We start from the raw sequence: 2695 nt of genomic DNA, 5'->3' as shown, positions 1-2695 counted from the left end.
CGACCGCGCCGGCGGCGGTGAGCGCCGTGATGGTCTGGCTTGCCTGGGCGCTGACCTCGAGCCGCCGGCCGGCGGTCAGGGTCGCGCCACTCGCCAGCGCCTCGATCGCCAGCGCCTGCCGGGCCGTGCTGCCGTCGAGGATCTCGCGGTTCTGGGTCGTGAAGCCGATGATGTTGAAGGCGGTGCTGATGCCGAGGCTGACCCCGACGGCCAGGTGGCCGACCGACGCCCCGGCCGCGAGGGCGACCGTGCGGGCGGCGATCGCCGCATTGTTCTCGGCATGGGCCGTGATGTCGGTCGCGGCCGAGAGGGTGGCATCGATCACGGTCGCCCGCGTCGCGCCGCCGATCAGGTTGGTGGCGACGGCGCCGCCGCCGGCCACGCTGACGCCGACCGCGCCGCCCGACAGGGCGGCGGAGGCCGCCGCCACGTCGGCGCTGATGGTCGGCGTCGATGTCGCCTGGACGGCGATGCCGCCGGTGCGGGCGGTCACCGTAGCCTGGGTGATCGCCGCCGTGACGGTGCTGGTGATGACGTTGAGGGCGGTCGCCACGCCGATCGCCGGCGCGGCGCCGACAGCGCCGAACGCCGCCGCGATCGCCGCGGTGCCGACGGAGACCGTTTCCGTCGCGGTGTCGCGCGCCGTGACGGTGACGTCGCCGGCGGTGACCTGGGTGGTCGCGCCGTCGATCGCCGCGCTGGTGGAGAGCCCGATCGCGTTGCCCGAATAGGACCCCGCCCCGGCGACCCCGACGCCGACGAGGGCGCCGGTGACCACCGCGGCCGCCGCCGCGACGGTCGCCTGGATGGTGCTGGTGGAGGTCGCCGCCACGGCGACGCCCCCTTGCGCGTCGAGGCGGGTATCGGCGATGCGCGCCTGCACGGCGGCGCTCCCGGTCTGGACCGGCTGCGCGCGGCGCTGGCCGTTATCGTCGGTCGACCAGGCGCCGATCAGGTTCTGCGCACCGCCGAGGCCGACCGCCAGCGGGACGCTGGCGATGCCGGCGCCGCCGCCCGCCACGCTGGTGAAGACCACGGTCGCCGTGATGGCGGCGGTGCTGGTCGCCGTCACGCCGACATCGCCCGCGCTGGTGATGAGGTTGCGGCCGGTGCCGCCGGTCTCGACGAGGGCCCGGGTGCTGCCGGTGATGGCGTTCGTCGCCGAGGCGCCGCCACCCGCCACCTGGACGTTGGCGATGCCGGCGCCGCCGAGGCTGATGGTCGCCGCCGCGGCGGTGGCCGTGATGGTCGCGCCGTCGGTGGCCGAGACCGCGACGCCGCCCCCCATGGTGGTCAGCCCCCTGTCGAGGCCGCGCAGCGCGGCCTCGGTGTCGTTGGCGATGGTGTTGGTCGCCACCGTCGCGGCGACCGTCAGGCCGACGCTGGCGGTACCCGCCCCGCCACCCGCCACGCCGACCGCCGCGGCCGTCGCCGCGATGGTGGCGCGGTTTGCCGCCGAGACGGCGACGCTCGCCGCCTGGATGCCGCCGGCGGCGGCATCGCTGATGGTCGCCCGGGTCGGCACCGTGATGGTATTGACGACGCCGCTCACCGCGCCGGCGACGCTGACCGCCGCCGCGCCGCCGCCCTGGATCGAGGCCGACGCGGCCACCAGCACGGCCCGGATCGCCTGCTGCGACAGGGCGCTGACGCTGAGCGCACCGGTCGTGTCGAGCGACGAGCCGGACAGGGTCGCCTGGACCTCGCTCCCGTTGCCGATCTGGTTGCTCGCCGCCGCGATGCCGATCGACAGGCCGACGCCCGCCGCGCCGCCGCCGCCGCCGGCCGCCGCGACCGCGTCGATGCTCGCCGTGATCGCCGTATCGGCATTCGCCGCGAGGCTCACCGGACCCGTCGCCGTCAGGCGGCTGTCGGTCACGGCGGCATCGGTCTTCGCGTCGATGGCGTTGCGCGCCCCGGCGCCGCCGCCCGACACGCCGACGCCCGCCGCACCGGCCCCGCCGATCGTGATCGCCGCCGCCGCCGCGACCGCCTGGATCGAGCCGCTGCTCGTCGCCGCCACCGCGATCCCGCCCGCCGTCGCCGACAGGCCGTCATTCGCCCCGCCGATCGTCGCCTGGACGTCGCTCGCGACGCTGTTGAGCGCCAGCGCGAAGCCCACCGCCACGCTCACCCCCGCGGCGCCGCCGCCCGACCCCGACAGCGAGGCCGACCCCGTCACCGCGTCGATCGCCGAGGCGTCCCGCGCCGAGACCGTGACGCTGCCGGCGCGGCTGCCGGTGCCGTCGCCCTCGATGACGGCATGCGTCGCGACCGCGATCGCATTGACGGCGACCGAGCCCGCCGCCGTCGCCGAGACGCCGGCCGCGCCGCCGCCCTGGATCGCCGCCGAAGCCGCGACCACGGTCGCGCTGATCGTCTGCTGCGACGTCGCGGTGACGCCCACGGCGCCGTCGACCGCCAGCGTCGAATCGATCACCGCCGCCCGCACGCCCATGGCGTTGCCGGTCGCGGTATCGACCCGCTGGCCGTTGCTGTCGACGCCGCTCGACCAGCCGCCGATCCGGTTCTCCGCCCCTGCGGCACCGATCGCGACACCGACGCCGGCCGCGGCGGCGGCGGGCGGCGGCGGGGGCGCGGCCGAGATGGTCGCCGTGATGGCGGAGGTCGCCGTGGCGCCGACGCTGAGCGCACCGGCGCTGGTGACCTTGCTCGCCTCCACGGTCGCGTCGAC

At 76.9% G+C, this 2695-nt stretch carries 1 protein-coding gene; it reads right to left on the bottom strand.

Features of this window, described 5'->3' with window-relative positions; genetic code table 11:
* On the bottom strand, positions 1-2695 hold a 2695-nt coding region (locus tag VP06_RS27535; RefSeq protein WP_048467000.1), incomplete at both ends, for a beta strand repeat-containing protein.

Source organism: Methylobacterium aquaticum, assembly GCF_001043915.1.
Taxonomy (GTDB): Bacteria; Pseudomonadota; Alphaproteobacteria; order Rhizobiales; family Beijerinckiaceae; genus Methylobacterium; species Methylobacterium aquaticum.
This window is presented reverse-complemented; position numbering and strand designations above follow the sequence as displayed.